Origin of the sequence: Lachnoclostridium phytofermentans, assembly GCF_000733755.1 — a bacterium.
GTDB lineage: Bacteria > Bacillota > Clostridia > Lachnospirales > Lachnospiraceae > Lachnoclostridium > Lachnoclostridium phytofermentans_A.
The window spans coordinates 381,470-399,025 of sequence record NZ_JPOF01000001.1; the positions used below are offsets into that span (position 1 = coordinate 381,470).

Below are 17,556 nucleotides of genomic sequence, written 5' to 3' on the forward strand. Positions count from 1 at the left end.
ACAGAATAGGTATTGCAATCTTAATATGCGTATGCTATAATAAGAAAGCTGTTTATTTGAATGAACAAGTTTCCTCTTTGTTGAAGAGGAACTATCATAGGAATCGGATATAGAGAGGTGAAAATAATGCAAGAAGCTATTCAACCAAAGTACTATCAGGCAAAGGTTACATGTAACTGCGGTAATGAGTTCGTAACTGGATCTACTAAGCCAGAGATCCACGTGGAAGTTTGTTCAAAGTGCCATTCTTTTTACACAGGCCAGCAGAAAGCTGCTGCTGCTCGTGGTGCAATTGACAAGTTCAATCGTAAGTACGGTTTAAACAACTAGTTTTAGAGATAATAATGCATAAAATCAGGTTGAGGTTGTATAATCTCAACCTATTTTTAAATTGTAAATATATGGGATGCCAAACTCAGGTAAAAACATGGCAGGAAAGAGGGATGTGAATGAAATCATCAGGTATTGGTGGTCAGGCTGTTTTAGAAGGCGTTATGATGAAAAATAAAGAGCAATACGCCGTAGCAGTTCGTAAACCCGACAATGAAATCGCTGTTGAGATTAAGGAATACCAAGGAATCGGAAATGGAAATAAGATAATTAAGGCTCCAATTATCAGAGGTGTTATTGCATTTGCGGACTCTATGATTCTTGGCGTTAGAGCTTTAACATATTCTGCTTCCTTTTATGAGGAAGAAGAGGAAACTAAAAACGAATCTAAGAAAAAGGAAGGATTACTTTCTTTCTTCGTTGTGCTATTTTCCATCTGTATTGCGATAGGCCTATTTGTAGCACTTCCAATGTTTTTATCTGAATTATTTTCAAAATTTATATCATCTACTATTCTTCTTGGAGTTATAGAAGGTATTATTCGAGTATTATTATTAGTAGGGTATATTGTAGCAATCTCCTTCATGAAGGATATTAATCGTACCTTTATGTATCATGGAGCAGAGCATAAGACGATTAACTGCATTGAACGTGGTTATGACTTAACGGTATCAAACGTTAGAAAGCAGTCAAGAAAACATAAAAGATGTGGAACCAGCTTTATCTTATTTGTAGCATTTGTCAGTATTATTGTATTTTTATTTATCAGAGTGGACCAAATTTGGTTACGTGTCATTCTAAGAGTATTGTTAATCCCAGTGGTGGCTGGTATTTCCTACGAATTAATACGATATGCAGGAAGTCATGACAATGCCTTCGTTACTATAATCAGTGCACCAGGTATGTTAATGCAACGTCTTACGACGAAAGAACCAGACGATGGCATGATAGAGGTAGCGATTGCCTCAGTAGATGCAGTATTTGACTGGCAAGGATATTTAGACGGAATAAAGCAAAAAGGTTCCAAACGAAAACATTCCAATAAAAAAGGAAAAAAGCAAGGAAAACCAGAAGAAAAAGTAAAAAATGACACAGAGGATATCGAAGCTGAAGTGATTGCTGCAAAAGTTGACACAGAAAGTGAAACTGAAATAAATAAGAGCAATCAAGCAACGAAAAAGAGTGAGAGTAAAAAGCAAGGTGCCTCAAACACGAATAAGGTTTCAAAGAATAAGTCCAATGGAAATAGTCAGGCAGTAAAGAATGAAATTAAAGAAGAGGAAGTTACTCATACAATGGCAAGCAATCAGGATAGTCAAGTTGATATGAGCGCTCAAAACGAAATATTTACTGCGAAAGACACTTCAATCGAAGAATTAACAAATTTGGATAAACTGTTATATGAAAGATCTGAAGTAGCAGTGGAAGAAAAGCAAAGCAAGTTAAAAGAACGTGCACGTATACCAGAACAGGCAGTGTTAAGTTCAACAGAAATTGCAGCTTCGCTTGAGCCTACTGAGGAGGAAGAGGACGAAATTTTACGTGCTCTTGATAAATATTTTTCTAGTGGGAAAGATGCATAGTATTAAGGATAGATAATATTAAGGAATGAGAATGTCGAAAATAACCTATGAGAATGCTTTGAGGGAGGCAAGTAACCTCCTTCAGGCAGAAAGCATCAGTGATGCAGAATTAGATGCCTGGTATTTGCTTGAGCATGTGACTGGGCTTAGACGAGTTGATTATATGATTCGGGCTAGAGAAGATATGCCGGTAGATTTGTATGAAAACTATCAGCAACTTCTGAAAAAGAGAGCCTTGCATATTCCGCTACAGTATCTTACTGGTAGCCAGGAATTTATGGGGCTTTCTTTTCATGTCAATGAATCGGTATTAATTCCGAGGCAAGATACCGAGCGATTAGTGGAAGAGGTTTTAAAAGTAAGTAAGGATAAGGATATCTTAGAATTATGTACTGGCTCTGGGTGTATTATTATAAGCCTTGCTAAGCTTGGAGAGTTAAAAAATGCAGTAGCTGTTGACATTTCAGAAGAAGCAATTAAAATAGCGAAAGAAAACGCGGTAGCTAACGATGTTTCGGTTACCTACCTTCAGAGCGATATGTTCACTAATGTTTTTGGAACTTATGATGTGATAGTTTCAAATCCTCCGTATATAGAATCAGAAGTTATCGATGGGTTAATGCCAGAAGTGAAAGATCATGAACCACGAATTGCCCTTGATGGCGATACAGATGGATTAAAGTTCTATCGAGTTTTAGCTATAGAATCTGGAAGATTTCTAAATAAAAATGGAAGAATATACCTAGAAATTGGCTGTAATCAAGCAGCAGCTGTAAGAGAATTACTAATTCAGAATGGATTTACCCAAATAAACGTGGTAAAAGACTATGCAGGTTTGGACCGAGTGGTAAGCGCAGTGTATGAGGGTGAAATCTAATAAAAGGAGTTAAAAGATGTTAGTGAAAAATATTAGGTGTATAGAGATGGTTTTTCTCTAGCTGCGAAAGCTAATATATCAAAAACCTTACTGAAGAATCATATTTATACTATAAAACTGAAGAAGTCTATATGAGCGGAACTAAAGCCTTGTTTCAAGCATCCAATTGACGGTGTAAAATCCGCATCTTTTATGAGTATTTGCTTTGCAATTTCTCATAAGTAATATTATTGAAACAAAGAACGTGTTTCAATAATCGGATTTGCGGTGCTAAAAACGCACCTTTTATCAGAATCTGCTTTGCATCTTCTGATAAGCTATAATATTATGACTATGGAAGATTATGAACTGGTACTATGTGCAGACACATAATATGCCAGCGTTAATAAAAAGCGCAGAGCGCTAGAATAGAGGTTAACATGTTTGATAAATTAGAAGATCTATTAACAAGATTTCAAGAAATCCAGAATGAATTAAATGAACCTACCGTAACGAACGACCAAGCAAGATTTCGTAAATTAATGAAAGAGCAAAATGATCTTGGTGAAATTGTAGATAAATATCTTGAATATAAGCAAACGAAGAAAAATATTGAAGAAAGCTTGGAGCTATTAGAAGAAGAGAGCGACGAAGAAATGCGTGAACTTGCGAAAGAAGAGTTGTCAACAAGCAAGGCAAATCTAGTAGTAATCGAAGATCAACTTAAGATTTTATTATTGCCAAAGGATCCGAACGATTCCAAGAATGTTATTGTTGAAATCAGAGGAGGAGCTGGTGGTGATGAGGCTGCTTTATTTGCAGCAGAACTTTTCCGTATGTATTCCAAATATGCAGAAACAATGCGTTGGAAAATTGATATGATGAACCTAAATGAAAATGGTATTGGTGGTTTTAAGGAAGTGATCTTTATGATTAATGGCCAAGGTGCCTACTCAAAGCTTAAGTATGAAAGTGGAGTTCATCGTGTACAAAGAATTCCAGTAACAGAATCCGGTGGAAGAATTCATACTTCAACAGTAACCGTTGCTATTATGCCTGAAGCAGAAGAAGTAGACGTAGAACTTAATATGAATGATTGTCGATTTGATGTGTTTCGTTCTTCTGGTAATGGTGGTCAGTGCGTCAATACAACCGACTCTGCAGTGCGCTTAACTCATATGCCTACAGGTATTGTAATTTCTTGTCAGGATGAAAAGTCTCAGTTAAAGAATCGTGATAAGGCATTAAAGGTATTGCGTGCTAGATTATACGAATTGGAACTTGAAAAAGCTCATGATGCAGAAGCAGCGGCAAGAAAAAGCCAGGTAGGAACAGGAGACCGTTCCGAAAAGATACGTACGTATAATTTCCCACAGGGACGTTGTACCGATCATAGAATTAAACTTACTAGCCATCGTTTGGATGATATTATGAATGGTGATTTGCAAGAAGTCATCGATAGTTTAATTGCAGCAGATCAAGCTGCGAAGCTTTCCAATATGCAAGGAGAATATTAAACTCAAAAGAGGTTAATTGTAATAGGAGACAGCTATGTTTCAGAAAAAAAGAAGGTTTTCAACAACTAGAATGATTGCTTTTGGTTTCTTAGCAGGAATTGTGCTAGGAACCTTGTTGCTATCTTTACCGATTGCCACGAAGGCTGGAATTGTAACACCGCTTGAAGATTCTTTCTTCACAGCGACAACATCCATCTGTGTGACCGGACTGACAACAGTAACAACAGGAGAACATTGGAGTTTCTTTGGCCAGTTTGTAATCCTGTTTTTAATACAGTTTGGAGGGTTGGGGGTTGTAACCTTCACTACAACTATATTTTTACTTCTCGGGAAGAGAGTAAAATTGTCGGACAGACTAGTAATTCAGAATGCGTATAACATTGATACCTTGTCTGGTCTGGTAAAACTTACGAAGAAAATAATCAAGTTTGCCCTCATTGTGGAAGGGCTGGGAGCGTTTTGCTATCTCTTTCAGTTCGTTCCTGAGTATGGGCTGGTGGATGGTGTATGGTATTCCATCTTTCACGCAGTATCGGCATTTTGCAATGCCGGAATTGATTTAATAGGTGATAGCAGCTTTGTTCCATATCGAGATAATCTATGGATTAATTTAGTGACCATGGGACTAATCGTCCTTGGAGGTATCGGTTTTCCGGTTTGGTGGGATGTACTTCATATATCAAAGCAGGCAGTAAAGAAAGAAATTAAGGTTCGTTCTATGTTTCGTAGGTTATCCCTGCATTCTAAAATTGTTATTACCTTCACAGCTGGTATGATTATGCTGGGGGCGGTTTTAACTTTAATTTTAGAGTTTAATAATCCAGCAACTATCGGTGAATTATCCTTTGGAAAGAAGGTTTTAAGCTCACTCTTTCAATCGGTTACAACCAGAACAGCAGGATTTGCAACAATTCCACAGCAAAATTTTAAAGACACCACGAGTATTTTATACTTAGTTTGGATGTTTATAGGTGGATCACCTTCTGGTACAGCAGGTGGTATAAAAACGTCCACGGTGGCAGTTATCTTACTTTCTACGATATCAATCGTACGTGGCAAGAAGGACATTGAAATCTTTCAGAGAAGAATTTCGGATCAGTATTTAAAGAAAGGTCTTGCAGTAGTTATGGTTAGCTTTTTGGTACTTGTTGTAACAACCATTTCTTTATCTGCAATACAAAATAGTAGCTTTTTAGACACGCTCTATGAGACAACCTCAGCCATTGGAACAGTCGGTCTTACCAGAAATATGACAGGAAGTCTTATGACCGCAGGTAAAATTATAGTTATGATAACAATGTACCTAGGACGAATCGGTCCTATTACGATGGCGTTAGCAATTAATGCAAGTAAACATCACGGTGAGAAATCTTTACCAGAAGGTAAAGTCTTGGTAGGGTAGTGTGAAAAATATCACACTTTAGGCCATGCTGTGGCAGTACTGTAGGAGCAACTTGCACCAAGGAATGGATGAGTACTGCGGTAGGTGTTAACGAGGTTTTATTAGGAGGAAGTTATGGCAAGAAAAGAATTTGTTGTATTTGGATTAGGTCGCTTTGGTAAAAGTGTAGCAACTACACTTGCAGAAGGCGGATGTGAAGTAATGGTTGTAGATAATGATGAGGATAAAATTCATGAAATAGCTGATTACGTAACCTATGCGGTGCGTGCAGATGTTACAGAAGCTGAAGCGCTAGAAAGTCTTGGCTTAAGTAATTTTGATGGTGCAGTTATTGCTATTGGAGAAAATTTAGAGGCAAGCGTTATGGTAACGATTCTTGTAAAAGAGTTAGGTGTACCATATGTACTTGCTAAAGCTCAAAATGAGTTGCATGCGAAAGTACTAAAGAAGGTTGGAGCTGATATGGTGGTATTTCCAGAAAAAGAAACTGGAATTCGTATCGCAAACAATTTAATGATGGGCAACTTCTTTGATGCAATTGAGTTATCTTCTACGTTTAGTATGATGGAACTTGATATCCTACAGGAGTGGATAGGACACTCCTTGCGTGAGTTGAATTTACGTGCTAAAAATAAGATAAATGTTATCGGAATTAAAAGAGATGATCAGCTTAACATCAATCCAGATGCAGATATGCCGCTAGAAAGAAACGATGTTCTAGTTATTATAGCTAAGAATGAGATATTAAATAAATTAGCGAATCAGTAAATATACAAAACTTTCTTTTTAGTTAGGATGTAAAAATACAGCTTTCAAACAGAACTTTGTGCCATTACACAAAGTTACTAGCGCTAAAAAGGCGCTAAAACAGTGTAGAAATGAGGAATATATGATTACTAGTTCATCCAATAGTCAAATCAAAAACCTAATGAAACTTCAAAAACAGAGTAAGGCCAGGAACGAGCAGGAGGTATTTGTTTGTGAGGGAAAGAAAATGTTTGAAGAAGTTGCTAGCCAAAGGCGTAATCTTATTCAGAAGGTGTACCTAGTAGAGAGTTGTTATCATCAATATATGAAACAAGATCCAGCATACTTAAAGGATCTGGATTTTGAAGTGGTATCAGATCAAGTGATGAAGGAAGCATCAGAGACTATTACACCCCAAGGAATATTAGCGATAGTAAAACAGCCAACCTATACTCTTAGCGATATGATTTCTGGAGATTCCATCAGATTACTTTTACTAGAAGATATCAGAGATCCAGGAAATTTAGGAACGATGGTAAGAACAGCAGAAGGTGTTGGAATGTCTGGTATTGTACTTAGTAAAGATAGTGTTGATATGTTTAACCCAAAGGTAATTCGTTCTACCATGGGGGCAATATTTCGAGTACCTTTCCTTTATGCAGAAGATTTTTTTGCATGTCTTAATCGAATTAAAAACGAGGGAATAGAAGTTTATGCAGCTCACCTGCAAGGTGCAGTATGGTATGATAAAGTTTCATTCCAAGGAAAGTCTGCAATTCTTATTGGTAATGAGGCGAATGGACTAAGCGAAACAGCAACCTCACTTTCTACGCAAAGAATTAAAATACCAATGGAGGGGAATGTAGAGTCCCTAAACGCAGCAATTGCAGCCGCTGTATTGATGTATGAATCTTATCGACAAATTCGAAACGGATAAAGTTTTAGTATTACCTATGGTAGAAATGTATGAATACTTATTTGTTACAGATTTAGAAGGAGCGCTTCCTCTATAGATATGGAATTATCTATAGAGGAATGCTCCTTTTTCAGGTTCTATGTCAAGTTTTGGGGGATAATTGTTATCAATTATGCTCCATTACTTGAGGTGGGGCTATTTTTATTTTAACAAATAGCCTGTTGAAACTATGGCAGATGGTCCTATTTTATGAATCTTTCACTTATAATTTGTACTTAGGATAATGGAGTAGTCACGTTTTGTCAAACTGTGACTAGCGGTTTACCTTTTCAAAGAGCGAATTTTTCGATATAATAAATGTAAAATAATGGAAAGGACAAACCACCATGAAGATCATCATGAGTTTTTACGATAATTATACGTTCTTGTATATCATGGGCGGGATATGTTGCATTGGAGTACTGATGAAATGCTGCCTGCTTTATGGGTACGTAAAGTTAATTCGAGCCTCGGAGTCGATGGCAACGACGAATACTAATTGGATGAAGAACATGAAACAACGATTTGAAACATCATACCAACTAAAAATAGGTGTGAATAACGTGGATATTTTTGTGGACAAGCATGTGAATAGAAGTAAATTCTGTGGAATATTATTATCCACATGGGAGAATTTAAGTGGACAAACTATCACGTTATGTCTAGCGATTGGCACGTTTGCTGGCGTTTCAGGACTTGTCTATAACTGTGGAACAGGACGTGTTTTATTCACATTCTTTGTTGGCGCTTGGACAGCAATTATTGTGAATATTGTGGATAACGTTGTGAATATCCCTGCTCATAGGCAATTGTTAAGGATAAATCTGAAGGATTATTTTGAAAACTATCTAAAGACTCGTATGGAACAAGAACATCTAAATACTGAAATGCGCAAACAAACGAGACGAGAATATCTCTATGAGATAACGAATAGTGCTACAACACAAACCGCAGCTGCCTTAGAAGACACTGAGTTAGTAAAACGTTTAGAAGAAGCTAAAAAAGAAGTTGAAGAAGCTTTACAAGTGACACCAGTTAAGTTTATAAATCCAAAACCAGTGGTGGTAAAACAAGCTCTTTCTAAAAGTGTACCATTAAAAGCTGAGAATCAAATCGAAAACAAAATTGAAAATAAAGATCAAAAAAAGCAATTGAAGCTCTTAAAAACTATGGAGGCTGAAAGAGAAAAAGAACTTCGCGAAGAAAAGAAAAGATTAGATGCTTTGTCGAAAGAGTCCTCTAAGGAAAAGAAGAAGGAAGATAAAAAAGCTGCTAAAATTGATTATAAAAACGTTAAATTAGCAGCCAAAGAATCTTTTAAACAGGAAAAGCTTCTAAAAAAAGAGGAACTAGAACAGGCAAAATTGCAGGCATTTGAGGAAGAAAGGCAAGATAAGCTTTCCAAAAAGGAAGAGCAGAATCAAAATAAGCTAAGAAAAAAGCAAGCAAAGGTCGATGCAATTGCTGCTAACAAAGAGCAAAAGGATCAGAAAAAAGCGTTAAAAAAGCAAGCTCTGCTAGAAAAACAGCAAGAAAAAGAAGAGAAAAAGCAAGCAAAAATAGATAACAAGGCTGCTCTAAAGCAGAAAAAAATTGATGATAAAGAAGCAAATCGCCTTGCTAGAGTTAAGGCAAAAGAGGATGCTAAAATTTCAAAATATGTTCATAAACAAGAGAAGATAAAGCAAAAAGAATCTAAACTCCAAGAAAAAATAGCGAGAGCTACAAATTGGAATGTAGTAGACATGAAAAATGAAGAAAAATCGAATGCTCCGAAGGTTTCTCAAAAAGCTTATATAGAAAAGATGAGGTTAAAGGAAGAAAAACAAAAAAACTTGAAACGACTGGAAGAAGAAAGAAGGATAAAAACTCTTAATAGAGAAAATAATATAAACTTAGAGGAAACTAATTCTTATGAAGCTGCGCAGGATATCATTGATGAGATTGTAAAGCAAAAGAAAGAAGAAAACTCGAAGCTTTTTCATGTAATAGAGAAAGCAAACGAAATCGATAAGGAAGTCAGTGAATGTTTAGCAACAAGCAAAGAAGATGACGAGTTAATAGAGGAAGTTTTAAGAGAGTTTTTCATGTAAGCAAATATTTAGAAATTATTTGTGAAAATTAACGAAAACCTTGAAAACGTGCTATAGGAATGGTAGAATAGTCATGTTTATACTAGAGCATTGATATAAATACAGGTTTCATGGGGCATAGAAAATCTTGTAAGATATGAATGCTTCGCAGAGGTCAATTGATGGTAAAAGAAGTTGATTCTGTAATTACATAAGTAAGGAGTGTTGTTCATTATGGCTAAAGTAACCTTTGACTATTCTATTGCAAAACAGTTTTTTAGTAACGAAGAATTAAGATACATGAAGACAACAGCAGAAGCTGCAAAACAGGTTTTATTAGAGAAAACAGGTGCAGGTAACGATTTCTTAGGTTGGATTGACCTCCCTGTGGATTATGATAAAGAAGAGTTTGAGAGAATCTTAGCAGCAGCGAAAAAGATTCAATCAGATTCTGAGGTATTACTTGTAATTGGAATTGGTGGTTCTTATCTTGGTGCTAGAGCTGCTATTGAATTTTTGCGCCATAGTTTTTATAACTCTGTATCGAAAGAAGTACGTAAAACCCCAGAGATTTATTATGTTGGTAATAATATTAGCAGTACTTACTTAACTCATTTGATTGAAGTAATTGGAGAACGTGATTTTTCTGTTAATATCATTAGTAAATCAGGGACTACTACGGAACCAGCGATAGCTTTTCGTATCTTTAAGAAACTTTTAATGAAGAAGTATGGTAAAGAAGAAGCAGCAAAGAGGATCTATGCTACTACGGATCAATCCAAAGGTGCATTAAAGAATCTAGCTACGGAAGAAGGCTATGAAAGTTTCGTTGTACCAGATGATGTAGGAGGACGTTTTTCTGTATTAACTGCGGTAGGTTTATTACCAATTGCTGTATCAGGTGCAGATATCAAGCAATTGATGGATGGTGCCGCTAGTATGAGAGAACGCTGTTTAAATAATAATTTTGAAGATAATGATTCTCTACTCTATGCTAGTATTCGAAACATCTTATTAAGAAAAGGAAAGAGTATTGAAATCCTTGCAAATTATGAGCCAGCACTCCATTATGTTGGTGAGTGGTGGAAGCAGTTATATGGCGAGAGTGAAGGAAAAGACAAGAAAGGTATCTTCCCAGCAAGTGTTGATTTAACTACGGATTTACATTCTATGGGGCAGTTTATTCAGGATGGACAAAGAACCATGTTTGAAACTGTTATGAATCTTGAAAAATCTACTTGTGAAGTGATACTTGAGGAAGAAGACGTTGACTTAGACGGACTTAATTACCTCGCAGGAAAGAGTGTTGATTTTATTAACAAGAGTGCTATGAAGGGAACCTTGCTAGCACATACAGATGGTGATGTACCGAATCTTATTGTTAATATTGCCGAACAGTCTGAGTTTTGCTTAGGTGAGTTATTCTACTTCTTCGAATTTGCTTGTGGAGTAAGCGGATATATCCTTGGTGTAAATCCTTTCGATCAACCGGGGGTTGAAAGCTATAAGAAGAACATGTTTGCGTTACTTGGAAAACCAGGTTTTGAAGAATTAAGTAAGAGACTGCAAGAGAGATTACAGTAAGATTGAATTTGTGAAATTACTGTTTAATAAATAAAAGATTGTAGGTTGCATTTGAGAGGCTGTTTGATTGAACAGTCTCTTTCTATTATATAAAAATTTGTATATTCTTTTCGGTAGATAAATAGTTTGATAATTACTCTTGTTATTGCAATAGTCTATATTTTATTAATATCCTTCTAGGTGTAACAGAAGAATTGATTTGGATATTTATGGGGAAGTGGAATATACAAAAGTAATTTAATCCTGTATAATAAGCTATTACGAGTGAAATAACATTATTGGTAAATACTATAGCGTTAGATACGCTTTCCTTTTCTAACTAGGAATTGCGAATATTCAATATAAAACAAATTTATAATATAAATACTATACTCATAAGGAAGTATACATAAAGGAAGGGATTTTATTGATGGAAGGATTCGATTTCTCAAAAGAATATGGAATCGTGCTGGAGGGTGGAGGAGCCAAAGGAGCTTATCAAATTGGGGTTTGGAAAGCCATGAGGGAGCTTGGTATCAAAATCAAGGGAATCAGCGGAGTTTCTGTTGGAGCATTAAATGGTGCCCTCATCTGCATGGGAGATATTGATAAGGCTATAAAGCTTTGGGAGAGCATAACTTACGACAGAGTTATGGAAGTAGATAATGAACAGATGGAACATATCATGAAGCGAGAATTAAAGCAATTAAAACTGGTTGATTTAACGAAGACTGGAATGAAAGTTCTTGCTTCACGTGGTTTTAATGTTACACCATTAAAAAGTATGATAGAAGAGGTTGTAGAAGAAGATAGAATCCGTAATTCTGACATAGAATTTTATTTAGGAACGTTTTGCATTAGTGATATGAAGCAATTAGAAATCTGTGCTAAGGAAGCAGAACCAGAGAGGTTAAAGGATTATCTTTTAGCAAGTGCTTATTTTCCGGCATTTAAGAATGAAAAACTTCATGGGCTTAGTTATGTTGATGGCGGAGTTATGAATAATGTACCTATTGATACACTAATTAAGAATGGTTATAAAGATATCATTGTAGTTCGTATCTATGGGCTTGGGATAGAAAAACGAGTAAAGATTCCAGAGGATGTTTCTGTAACAACAATTGCTCCGAGGGTGGAGCTTGGTAGTATTTTAGAATTTGATGGAAAAAAGACTGGGCGTAATATTACCATCGGCTACTATGATGCGATGAGAGTGTTTAAATCCCTAAAGGGAAAAATCTATTATGTGGATTCAAGGCTTAATGAAAGAGAATGCTTAGAACTATTTTTAGAATGTAATAAAAGTGTTGCAATGGCGTATCATGAATATTATAAACTCGACTACTCAAAAGAAGAACTTTTTACTAGAGGAATGTTAGAGATAATCTTACCTTTGGTTGCTGAGGAATTAAAGTTATCGAAGGAATGGAGCTATCTAGATTTATATCTTGCCTTACTAGAACTATGTGCTAAATATATGCATGTTCAAAAATATTATATTTATACAGAACAGGAACTGGTGGATAAGATAAGAGTGAAATATGAACTTCGAAAGAAAAGGCGTGATTCCAAGGAGATACCGACATTTGTGCAACTAGCACTCGGATTTATAACAATACGGGAATAACATTTAGATAAGTATATTTATTAGGAAAAAAGTAGTAAATATTTAAATTATTTCTTGACTTTTCCAATTCATAACGTATAATGTATAAAAAGGAACTATATATGTATAATTATACAACCCATACTGATGAGATGTTTTATCCATCAGGGGAGAATTGGAGGGAATATGAATTTAAAAGGACGCTCTTTTCTTACATTAAAAGATTTTACACCTGAAGAAATTATGTATCTATTAGATTTAGCAGCCAAACTGAAAGAACAAAAGAAACAAAGAATCACTGGAAATAGATTAAAAGGAAAAAACATAGCGTTGATTTTTGAGAAGCCATCGACCCGTACCAGATGTGCATTCACCATTGGATGTATTGATGAGGGTGGTCATCCAGAGTATCTCGGAAAAGATGATATCCAACTTGGATATAAAGAGAGTGTGGAAGACACGGCAAGAGTATTAGGACGTATGTTTGATGGAATCGAGTTTCGTGGATTCTCTCAAGACACTGTTGAGAAGTTGGCAAAATACAGCAAAGTTCCGGTATGGAATGGTCTAACCGACGAATATCATCCTACCCAGATTTTGGCTGATTTCTTAACGTTAAAAGAGCAGTTTCATACCTTGAAGGGTCTAAAGCTAGTGTTTGTCGGAGACGGAAGAAATAATATGGCGAATAGCTTAATGATAGGTGCTAGTAAGATGGGGATTCATTTTACAATCTTAGCTCCTAAGAGCTTATGGCCAAAAGAAGATTTAGTATCTTTATGTCTTGGTTATGCAAAGACATCAGGTAGTATCATAACAATTACAGAGGATTTAGAGGCAGTTTCTGGCGCAGATGCGATTTACACTGATGTATGGTGTTCCATGGGAGAAGAAGATAAGGCAGCAGAACGTATTGCTTTATTAAAACCATATCAAGTAAATACAGAGTTAATGAAGAAGTCAGGAAAAGATAGTACAGTTTTCCTCCACTGTCTCCCTGCGGTAAAAGGAAACGAGGTAACAGAAGAAGTATTTGAACAGTTTGCAGACATCGTATTTGATGAAGCAGAAAATCGTATGCATACAATAAAAGCAGTAATGGTTGCGACCCTTGGAAATGAGTAAATAACAGCTATTACTATATTAAAAAGATTAGTTTTTTATAGACTAACTCTAATGAAATATTAATTTGAAATTCTCTCACTAAGAAGGTATGATAGAAGCATACAAAGCGATGAGAAATGAGAAAGACTTATCGCTAATACCTCGCAAGGTGAATGCAAAGCATCACGAGACATACTATAAAGAGTAAAATTTATAGTAGGAGAGAAGTAAGAAATGAAAGGAGAGTTGGCTTATGAAAAAGAATCATTCTAGTTTCGTATGGGGCGGCTTACTCGTGTTATTTGGAGTATTATTAGCAGGGAAAGCACTAAATATTTTTACATTTGATATCTTTTTTGATGGATGGTGGACATTATTCTTAATTATACCATGTTTTATAGGTTTATTTAATCATGGTGGTGATAAAACTGCTTATATGATAGGTTTGGCAATTGGTATCTTTATGTTGTTATCGGCACAAGAGTTTATTACATGGAGAATGTTTGGACCGTTATGTTTAGCAGCAATCTTAGTATTTGTCGGGTTAAGTATGATTCTACCAAAAAAAAATAAAGACCAAAACTATAATAGTCAAAATTATAAGACTTATCAAGGAAATGGAAGCACTGATCAGACATACGATAGAACTTATACGTATGAACAAAATTTTGATGGTACAGAAAGTGGTCAGCAGACATCAGCTGGTAACGGCTTTACACAAAATGCAGATGGAGCAAACGATACAAAAAGTGGGTACCAAAATACCTACCAAGGTGCCAGGCAAACCGGACAATTCGCATGCTCCGCTATCTTAAGCGGTAGGGATTTACGCTTTGATAATGAAGTGTTCCAAGGTGCAATGTTATCCGCTTTATTAGGTGGCATTGAGCTTGACTTAAGAAATGCTATTATCAGAGAGAATGTTGTTATTGAGTGTAAGACGGTTCTCGGTGGAATTGATATCTATGTTCCAAGTTATGTTAGAGTCGTAGTAAATTGTAATCCAATTCTTGGTGGTGTTGATAATAAGACCATTACACCATTGGGGGCAAATGAACAAACGATTACAATCTATTTGAATGCAACTTGTGTTTTAGGCGGTATCGATGTAAAATAGTACATGATAACACTAAAATGATACAGGGCTGTTAAGTGACACAGATTCCAAGCGTGTTAGTTAACAGCCCTGATTTTTTGGTAAACAACTTATAGATAGAATAAGAATTTTTGTTTTACTTGTAAACAATGATAGAAAGGTAGGTACAGGAATGGGAAATGTCATCTTATGTGGCAGTAATTCTTATGATAGGAAGTACTATTTAGACGAGAATTTTGCAGGACTTCCCCAGCAAATAAAAGATGAACTTAAAATTATGTGTGTATTATATACAGAGGATGTTGGTGGTATTCTGACTTTAGAATTCGAAGAAGATGGAACACTAATATTCCAAGTAACCAATGATGAATGTGATTATCTGTTTGATGAGATAGGGAGTGTCTTAAAGATTAAAGAGCTCCAACATTCCAAACGTGATTTGTTAGAATCACTTGAGACGTATTATAAAGTCTTCTTTTTACATGAGGAGATATAATGAAGATTATGATCCCAATGGAAAAATAACAATTGTATGAAAAAGTAAGTTTCATAGGTAAAGTTAGGCTTTTATGCGGGAAATAATTTTCAGCTAGGATTTATTCAATGTAAATTATGATGAAACTATCTAAAGGAGGATTACTACATGCTACTCGTAATAGATGTTGGAAACACCAATATAACTTTAGGAGTATTTGATAAGGAAAAGATAGTAGGTACTTACCGAATAACAACCAAAATCCCACGAACTTCAGATGAGTTTGGTCTTTTATTTTGTGATTTATTGCATGTAAAAGAGATTGATAGAACCTGTATCGATTCGGTTATCATAGCATCCGTAGTTCCTGCTATTATGTACTCGTTAACAAGTGCTATTATAAAGTACCTTGGTATAACGCCATTAATTGTTGGAGCTGGTACAAAAACAGGAATTAAAGTTCTAACCGCAAATGCGAAAGAAGTAGGGGCAGACCGAATAGTAGATCTTGTAGCTGCTTACGAGGAATATGGCGGGCCAGTCTTCGTCATCGATTTTGGTACAGCAACCACTTATGATCTGGTGACGGAAGACGGAAAATTTACAGCCGGTATTACAAGCCCGGGAATTCGAATGAGTGCCAATGCCTTATGGAGTGATACAGCGAAACTTCCTGAAATTGAGATTCTAAAGCCAGACTCCATCTTAGCGAAAGATACCGTAAGCAGTATGCAAGCTGGCCTTGTCTATGGTAATATTGGTGCGACAGAATATATTATAAAGAAAGTGAAACAAGAGTCTAAGTTAGAGAATCTGAAAGTTGTCGCAACTGGAGGACTTGGTAAAATTATTGCAGACGCCACGGACATGATAGATATCTACGATCCTAATTTAACCTTAAAAGGGTTGAGATATATTTATCTAAAGAATAGCTAAGTAGTTTATTGTTAGCAGATTATTCACCAGATTAGAAAGAGGAAAAAATGAGTTTTACCATAGGAAATGTAAAAATAAACGGTAACTTAGTATTAGGGCCAATGGCAGGTGTTACAGACCTGCCGTTTCGTCTCTTATGTAAAGAGCAAGGGGCGGATTTGATTTATACAGAAATGGTCAGTGCCAAAGGAATTTACTATAATAATAAAAATACAGAAGTACTTCTTGAGGTTGAAGAAAAAGAGCGTCCTGTTGCTTTACAACTATTTGGAGAAGATCCATATATTATGAGTGAGATGGCTAAAAAGATTGAACATCGTAATTTTGATTTTCTCGATATTAATATGGGATGTCCGGTTCCTAAAGTAGTGAATAATGGAGAAGGATCAGCACTAATGTTAAAGCCTGAGAGAATTGGTGAAATCGTAAGTGCAATCAGTAAAGCAATCAAGAAGCCTGTAACAGTGAAGATAAGAAAAGGTTTTACAAAAGACAATATAAATGCAGTTGAGGTTGCAAAGGTAATTGAACAAAGCGGTGGGGCTGCCATTGCAGTACACGGAAGAACCAGAGAGCAATATTACAACGGGGAAGCTGATTGGGATATCATAAAAGCAGTCAAAGAGGCAGTATCCATACCTGTAATCGGTAATGGAGATGTACAATCACCAGAGGATGTAAAGAGGATGATGTCCTACACTGGTTGTGACGCTGTAATGATTGCACGAGGAGTTCGCGGGAATCCATGGTTTTTTTCCCAAGCAAAACATTATTTAAAGACAGGTGAGTTGTTAGCAAAGCCGGAAGTTCCTGAAGTAATCGAAATGATGTTGCGACATGCTAGGTTAGCAATAGAGCTTAAAGGTGAATTTACTGCAATGCATGAGATGAGAAAGCATGTTGCCTGGTACACTATGGGATATCCAAAGTCAGCAAAATTAAGAAATCAAGTGAATGAGATAGAGACCTATAGTGACTTGGTAATCCTTATGAAGAAATATGAAGAAATGCTTGGAAACTAAAATAAGGGATAAATGAGATGATTTTTATACGAAATTATCGTAGCGTTGGATAACGATGTTTTGATAATAAAGTTTATCCTCGTGGGTTGTATTAAGAGGCTGGTTTTTTACCTTGATACGTCTTATTAAGCATGGGGGAAGATATCATGAAGAAAAAGCAGAATTTCGCCCCATAAAAGGGATACGGGTTATCTTTGAACACGATAGTGGGATGAAGATAAGCAAGCTTTGTCTCAGGTATCGGAACGGATGAAAATTATATTCGACCGGAGATTAAGTTTACAGTAGAATA

Annotated in this window: 14 protein-coding genes and 1 pseudogene; all 15 read left to right on the forward strand. The window is 35.9% G+C overall.

Annotated elements, in window-relative coordinates; all coding sequences use genetic code 11:
• Positions 1-126 precede the first annotated feature (126 nt).
• Entirely contained in the window at positions 127-330 is a 204-nt protein-coding gene (gene rpmE, locus CC92_RS0101830) for a 50S ribosomal protein L31 (RefSeq protein WP_029502121.1), read from the forward strand.
• Positions 331-449: 119 nt separating this feature from the next.
• Positions 450-1,331 (forward strand): annotated as a pseudogene (locus CC92_RS23570) (DUF1385 domain-containing protein); the annotation flags it as partial.
• 613 nt (positions 1,332-1,944) lie between these two features.
• Positions 1,945-2,790, forward strand: coding sequence for a peptide chain release factor N(5)-glutamine methyltransferase (gene prmC, locus CC92_RS0101840; RefSeq protein ID WP_029502119.1), 846 nt, complete (start codon positions 1,945-1,947; stop codon positions 2,788-2,790).
• Between the two features lie 419 nt (positions 2,791-3,209).
• Positions 3,210-4,286, forward strand: coding sequence for a peptide chain release factor 1 (gene prfA, locus CC92_RS0101845; protein ID WP_029502118.1), 1,077 nt, complete (start codon positions 3,210-3,212; stop codon positions 4,284-4,286).
• A gap of 34 nt (positions 4,287-4,320) precedes the next feature.
• Positions 4,321-5,688, forward strand: coding sequence for a TrkH family potassium uptake protein (locus tag CC92_RS0101850; RefSeq protein ID WP_029502117.1), 1,368 nt, complete (start codon positions 4,321-4,323; stop codon positions 5,686-5,688).
• Between the two features lie 114 nt (positions 5,689-5,802).
• Complete coding sequence (locus CC92_RS0101855; RefSeq protein WP_029502116.1) at positions 5,803-6,456, forward strand: potassium channel family protein; 654 nt, start codon at positions 5,803-5,805, stop codon at positions 6,454-6,456.
• A 121-nt stretch (positions 6,457-6,577) separates the two neighbouring features.
• Positions 6,578-7,372 carry a TrmH family RNA methyltransferase gene (locus CC92_RS0101860; protein ID WP_029502115.1) on the forward strand — a complete coding sequence of 265 codons (795 nt, stop codon included), beginning with the start codon at positions 6,578-6,580 and terminating at the stop codon, positions 7,370-7,372.
• 365 nt (positions 7,373-7,737) lie between these two features.
• On the forward strand, positions 7,738-9,483 hold the full coding sequence (locus CC92_RS0101865) for a hypothetical protein (protein ID WP_155998290.1): 1,746 nt from the start codon (positions 7,738-7,740) through the stop codon (positions 9,481-9,483).
• A gap of 213 nt (positions 9,484-9,696) precedes the next feature.
• The gene (locus CC92_RS0101870; RefSeq protein WP_029502113.1) at positions 9,697-11,046 is read left to right on the forward strand and encodes a glucose-6-phosphate isomerase; all 1,350 of its coding nucleotides are present in this window, start codon (positions 9,697-9,699) and stop codon (positions 11,044-11,046) included.
• 409 nt (positions 11,047-11,455) lie between these two features.
• On the forward strand, positions 11,456-12,652 hold the full coding sequence (locus CC92_RS0101875; RefSeq protein WP_029502112.1) for a patatin-like phospholipase family protein: 1,197 nt from the start codon (positions 11,456-11,458) through the stop codon (positions 12,650-12,652).
• A gap of 165 nt (positions 12,653-12,817) precedes the next feature.
• On the forward strand, positions 12,818-13,756 hold the full coding sequence (gene argF / locus CC92_RS0101880) for an ornithine carbamoyltransferase (RefSeq protein ID WP_029502111.1): 939 nt from the start codon (positions 12,818-12,820) through the stop codon (positions 13,754-13,756).
• 232 nt (positions 13,757-13,988) lie between these two features.
• Entirely contained in the window at positions 13,989-14,852 is an 864-nt protein-coding gene (locus tag CC92_RS21340; RefSeq protein WP_051650637.1) for a LiaF transmembrane domain-containing protein, read from the forward strand.
• 151 nt (positions 14,853-15,003) lie between these two features.
• On the forward strand, positions 15,004-15,327 hold the full coding sequence (locus CC92_RS0101895; RefSeq protein ID WP_029502110.1) for a DUF6145 family protein: 324 nt from the start codon (positions 15,004-15,006) through the stop codon (positions 15,325-15,327).
• Positions 15,328-15,474: 147 nt separating this feature from the next.
• Positions 15,475-16,242: a type III pantothenate kinase gene (locus tag CC92_RS0101900; RefSeq protein WP_029502109.1), complete on the forward strand. Its 768-nt coding sequence runs from the start codon at positions 15,475-15,477 to the stop codon at positions 16,240-16,242.
• 47 nt (positions 16,243-16,289) lie between these two features.
• On the forward strand, positions 16,290-17,264 hold the full coding sequence (dusB, locus tag CC92_RS0101905; protein WP_029502108.1) for a tRNA dihydrouridine synthase DusB: 975 nt from the start codon (positions 16,290-16,292) through the stop codon (positions 17,262-17,264).
• Positions 17,265-17,556: the final 292 nt, after the last annotated feature.